Raw genomic sequence first — 5,718 nt, forward strand, 5'->3', positions numbered from 1 at the left:
GCTTTTCTCAGCTCCTGAACGGGAGGGTTGAACCTGTTCTGAACACAGACGGCGAGTTTCAACTTCTTCTTTCGAGATAGGGCTATCATCTGCTCCATGTGTTCGGAAGAAAGAGCCATTGGCTTTTCAACAAGAACGTGCTTTCCCGCCGAAAGAAAATCTATAGTGTTCTTGTAATGATTCCCGCTCTCGGTGGCGATGGTGACGAAGTCGATATTTGTCGAGAGTAAGTCTTTGTAGTCGGAGATTACGCGTGGACGTTGGAGAGCACACTCGGATGCTGGAGAGGAAGAGACTATGTCTTGGCCATGCTGCATCTCGTTTTTCTCACTTGTTCTCTCTTTCTCTCCGCGAACAAGCGATATCTCCTGTCTCTTCATATATTCTTCTGCAGCTCTTTCGGCTTTCTCCGGCACCAGATCGCAGACTGCAACAAGATCTATCAAGTCACTGTTTGCTGCAAAGGCCTCTATGTGTTTCTTTGTTCCAATTCTTCCGCAACCTATAAGTGCGGCACGTAGTTTCATAGTTTTTCTCCTTCCAATCAAGATATCAGTTCTGGTGATATCTTTTAATTACTTGTGTTGAAGAAAAGAAGCCTTTCTCTTCTCAAGGTACGCCTTCATTCCTTCTATTTGATCCTTCTCTTCAAACAATGAAGAGAACGTCTTCGCGCTTTCTGAAAGGTTGTCGACATTGAGAGATCTCCGGTATTGTCTCTTAGCACTGGCAATCGCAGCATATGAGCAAATGTCCAATTGATCTATCATTCTCGCCAATTCATCCTGAGTAGTCTGCCAGTTCTGGCAAATGCTGTTAAAAAGCGAATAAGAATAACTTTGCTTAGCTTCAATTATCTTTCCAAGGAAAAGCAATTCCTGGATCAAAGCCGCGTTTTTAATAGCACAAAGCTCGATGCCAAGCCAGCCGGGTGTGATTCCAAGCGTGACTTCAGGAAAACCCACTTTGCAGCTTTCTGTCACAATCGTGAGGTCACATGCAAGTGCGATCTCTAAACCTCCACCTAACAAATAGCGATCAAAGACACCTATGACGATCGGTTCGTAAGCGAGAAGAGTCTTGACGAGTTTGATTCCAGCTAGAGAGAAAGCTTCTGCTTCTTCTTTTGTCATGTCTATCATCTCTTTGATATTCGCGCCAGCGATTCCAGAAGGAGCATAGAGGACAAGCGGTTTCCGTTTCTCCACTTTTTGAATAGTAGTAGTTAGTTCTCCTATAATACTTGAAGAAATGACGGTCGGCTTTTCTGAGAGAGCATTAATTGCTAACTCGTAATGCGAACTACAGTCTCTAATCAACGTTAGTCCCCCTTTCTTTCTTGTACCTCCTTACTATGCAGGAGCAAGCATTCTGGAAAAGTCTGAATTAGCTTCCTCAATGCTCAAATCACTTCAACATTTCCAGACTGGATACCCATTTTTTTCAAGACGTATTTTGCATCGAAGATATACTTGGCGTTCTCGACTATCATTTTGTAGTCTATGTTTTTCTTGTGAGCCGTCGTGATTATTACTGCATCGACCTGCTTTATGAGGTCTTCCGTGAGAGGGGCTGTTTTCATTTTCTCTCCTTCCCAAATAAACTCAGGAACGTATGGATCGACGACGGTAACTCTGGCGTGATATCTCTCAAGGTTTTCGAGGACTTTGAGAGCCGGTGATTCTCTCATGTCTTCGATCTCTTCTTTGTAGGCGATTCCCAGCATGACTACTTTCGCTCCGTTCATGCATTTGCCCTGCTCGTTCAATGCTTTCATGACTCGGGTTACTACGTATTCCGGCATCGAGTCGTTTATCTCTCCCGAGAGTTCTATCAGTCTTGTATGGTAGTCGTACTTTCTCGCTATGTATGTGAGATAGAAGGGGTCTATCGGTATGCAGTGACCGCCGACTCCCGGACCGGGGAAGAAGGGCATGAAGCCGAACGGTTTGGTCGAGGCCGCGTTTATGACTTCCCAGATGTTTATGCCCATTTTGTCGGCAACGACTGCCATTTCGTTTATTAGGGCTATGTTCACTATCCTGAAAGTGTTCTCAAGTATCTTGGTCATTTCGGCCTCTTTCGGAGATGAGACGACAAAGACTTCTGCGTCCAAGACAGATTCGTACAGGAGCTTAGCCACTTCGGTCGATTCAGGGCCTACTCCTCCGACGACTTTTGGTGTGTTTTTGGTTTTGAATCTGAGGTTTCCCGGATCGACTCTCTCGGGGCTGAATGCGAGATAGAAGTCTCTTCCACATTTTAGCCCTGTCTCTTCGAGGATCGGCTTCATAACATCTTCCGTCGTTCCCGGGTAAGTTGTTGATTCGAGCACGACGAGCATGTCTCTGTGAAGTCTCTTTGCAACGTCTTTGGTAGAGTTGATCACGTATGTCAGGTCGGGCTGCTTGTATATGTCCAGCGGAGTCGGAACGCAGATAGCTACAACATCGCATTTACCAAGTTCGTCGAAATCGGTGGTCGCCCTGAGATGTCCGTCCGAGACGATTCTTTCCAGATCGGCGTTGACAACATCTCCTATATAATTGTGACCCTCGTTAACCATTTCGACCTTGCTTTCCTGGATATCGAAACCTATCACTTTGAATCCGGCCTTGGCCTTCTCTACCGACAGAGGCAGACCGACGTAACCCAGACCTATTACTCCTATTACTGCCGTTTTGTCAAGAATCTTTTCCTTTAGCATCTTTGTACTCCTTATCTTATTGACTTCAAGAATTGGATGAATCTCTCATGATCTATTGCAAAATTGCCGGATACTCTCTTTCCTGCGGGTACATTTCTTGTAACAACTGAACCAAGAGTTATTGCTGCTTCGTCTCCAATGGTTATGCCACTTGTTAGTACAGCGCTTGGTCCTACCCATACATTCTCACCGATCCTAGTATTGCCACCCAGCATTGCAAGAGCAACTATTTTGGACTTCTTTCCGATCTCCACACCGTGAGCCACGTGCACTAGATTGTCTATAGTGACTTCTTCATGAACAATGGTGTTTCTCGTTGGAAAGAGTCCTCTGCAAACAACTGTGTTTGCCTCTATTTGAACATTGCTCTTCAATACCGCCCAACCAGCATGTCTTACTATACGGTTTATTCCATCAATTTCTACTACTTCATAGCCTTCAGATCCTACAACCGTTCCCGACATTATCACGCAGTTGTCACCAATCAGCGAGTTTTCTAGAATCACAGCATTGGGATAGATCACAGTGTTTTTGCCAATTCGAACATTCTTGCGAGCAATATATGCCGTTGGATAGATCACGGCACTCTCATCGATTGAAGTGTCAAACGTTTCGAAATAGAAACCAGAATCTATAAGGTGATCGTGGATTCTGTAAAAGTCTCTTTTCGGATTGTCGGTTACAAGTATTCCGACATTGAGTTGTTTTAGGGTAGAGGCGATTTTCTCAGTAGTGATTACCGCAGATACCATTGAATCATCTATCTGAGCGATGTAATTCTCATCATTAAGAAAAACTAGTGTGTGTTTGCTTGTCAAGGCATTCAGTTTGCCCAATGCCTCGAATTCACTATCCTTTTCAACAGTTACCCAATTCAGCTGATTACTTAACTCGATTAGTTTCATTCAGCACCCCCCAACCGAGACTAGGTTTTCTCATTGCCGATACTAGAGTCTTCCATACCGATTAGCCCGTTCATCGATGTGAAAACTGTCATCTTTTCAACTACATACTCAATCTCTTCGCCTGTCATTCCAGGGAATATCGGTAGGGCAAGTGTCTCTTCACAGGCCTTCTCGGTCACGGGAAATTCCCCCGTCCTATAACCGAGGTACTCAAAGCACTTCTGCTGGTGAAGGCCCATGGGATAGTAGATCGATGTGCCGATACCGTTACTGGCAAGATGATCCCTCAGTCTATCTCTCTCTTCTCTGCTGAAGCCTTCAAATCTCACCACGTACTGATGGAAGACGTGAGAGAAGCGATAATCGTTAGCCGTCGCCGGTTCACCGTCCGCCGAATAAGGAACAGAGGGGCAGTGAATTACGACATCGTTGTGGGTTGTGGGTTGTGCGTTGTTCGAAAGAGACTTATCTTTACCCACAACCGACAACCTACAACATACAACGTTCAAGCCGTTCTTTATCATCTCGGCTTGATACTTCTCGGCTATTTCAATTCTTCTTTTTTCGTATTCTTCCAGGTGTTTCAGTTTTATATTCAGAACTATGGCCTGGAGTTCGTCAAGTCTCGAGTTTATGCCTATCATTTCATGAACGTATTTCACGGGTGAGCCGTGGACTCTGTAGCTTCTGCAGAATGCTGCGAGTTCGTCGTCATCTGTTGTTATCATTCCGCCGTCGCCATAGGCACCCAGGTTCTTCGTCGGGAAGAAAGAGAAAGTCGATATATCTCCGATCGAGCCTGTCATAATAGTCGATCCGTCTGGATGGTTCCATCTCGAGCCAATTGACTGTGCGCAGTCTTCGATTATCTTAACTCCGTATATCTCTCTTATGTTCTGGAGTCTCTCAAGATTCATAGACTGGCCGAAGAGATGAACCGGGATTATCGCTTTGATCTTTTCTCTTTCGGGATGGGTTTGGAGCAGTTCTTCGACCTTGTCAAGGTCGATGTTGTAAGTTACCGGGTCGATATCCGCGAAAAGAGGGGTGGCACCGTTTCTGGTAATGCAGCTGACTGTAGCGAAAAAGGTATAGGGAGTTGTAATCACATAGTCTCCGGGGCCTATTCCCAGAGCAGCCACGGCAATTAGGAGAGCATCTGATCCATTTGCGACTCCAATCGCATGTTTTACTCCAATTAGATCGGCTACGCTTTGTTCCAGCTCTCTTACAGCTTCACCCAGAATCACCCTTCCGCCTAGAAGAGCCCCGTCTATCTCCTGGAGAACCTCTTCTCTTAACTCGTTGTATTGCCTTGTCAAATCGAATAGTGGTATATGCATAGAACCTCCATCTTTCTGTCGAGAGGACGCCTGTACTTGGAGAAGACGGATCCGAGATTTCAAACGGACGAGGAGATTAGAATCACATTCTCCTTATTGGAGATTTGTGCCGATAATTTGCCTCAGGAACGTAACTCTCGTCATCTCGCCCTCTCGAAAATGGTTTTTCTCGTTACACAAGCTCTTCTAGTTCAACTTTGCCTAATTTGGATATTGTGAACACCATTACGTTTTTCATTCCCTTTTCTTTTGCGTTCTTGACTATGTTGTTTGCATGTCTGAATGACGCAACGATCACCGCGGTTTCCTCATCGCTTTTCACTTCTTCGGGTGAAGACACATGAAGATCGTGGAAAGTTCCGTTTTGCTTTGCTTGAGAATCGTCGATGAAACCGATGATCTTGACTCCTTCGGTTCTGAGGACGTCCGCAAGAATCCCTCCGATAATCCCGGCGCCGTAAAGATAGAAGCTTTCGTGTTCACTCTCTTTGATTGTGTCGAGAACCTCTCCAAATATCTCTCTCGATTCCGTGTATAGCTTTGCCGCCTCTTTTAGATAAAGAATAGTCAGATACTGCAGCCTGAATTTACCCGCTTCAGTCAGTACGTACCGCATATTCCTCCGGTTTTCGCCCTCTTTCTGAATTAGGTGCGAATCTTCGAAGTCTCTTATATACTTGTTGACCATACTGGGAACGATACCGGCAATTCGGGCGAGCCTCTCCTGAGAGACGGAAGAACTCTCAGTCAGGGCCTTCAGAAT

Annotated in this window: 6 protein-coding genes; all 6 read right to left on the reverse strand. The window is 45.4% G+C overall.

The genetic code is table 11. The features are described 5' to 3' along the window. Nucleotides 1-527 (reverse strand): Gfo/Idh/MocA family protein (locus tag B3N33_RS02450; protein ID WP_292592098.1); only part of this gene is annotated, 527 nt, incomplete at its 3' end. 48 nt (nt 528-575) lie between these two features. Then, the gene (locus tag B3N33_RS02455) at nt 576-1,319 is read right to left on the reverse strand and encodes an enoyl-CoA hydratase-related protein (RefSeq protein WP_292592100.1); all 744 of its coding nucleotides are present in this window, start codon (nt 1,317-1,319) and stop codon (nt 576-578) included. An 83-nt stretch (nt 1,320-1,402) separates the two neighbouring features. Then, nucleotides 1,403-2,707: a nucleotide sugar dehydrogenase gene (locus B3N33_RS02460; protein ID WP_292592101.1), complete on the reverse strand. Its 1,305-nt coding sequence runs from the start codon at nt 2,705-2,707 to the stop codon at nt 1,403-1,405. A gap of 11 nt (nt 2,708-2,718) precedes the next feature. Continuing rightward, a complete protein-coding gene (locus B3N33_RS02465; protein WP_292592102.1) occupies nt 2,719-3,612 on the reverse strand; it encodes a UDP-3-O-(3-hydroxymyristoyl)glucosamine N-acyltransferase in 894 nt (297 codons plus the stop codon). A 20-nt stretch (nt 3,613-3,632) separates the two neighbouring features. Beyond that, the gene (locus B3N33_RS02470) at nt 3,633-4,955 is read right to left on the reverse strand and encodes a DegT/DnrJ/EryC1/StrS family aminotransferase (protein WP_292592104.1); all 1,323 of its coding nucleotides are present in this window, start codon (nt 4,953-4,955) and stop codon (nt 3,633-3,635) included. Nucleotides 4,956-5,127: 172 nt separating this feature from the next. Continuing rightward, the coding region (locus B3N33_RS02475; RefSeq protein ID WP_292592106.1) for a winged helix-turn-helix transcriptional regulator at nt 5,128-5,718 on the reverse strand (591 nt) is incomplete at its 5' end.

This window comes from Mesotoga sp. UBA5825 (genome assembly GCF_002432955.1).
Taxonomy (GTDB): Bacteria; Thermotogota; Thermotogae; order Petrotogales; family Kosmotogaceae; genus Mesotoga.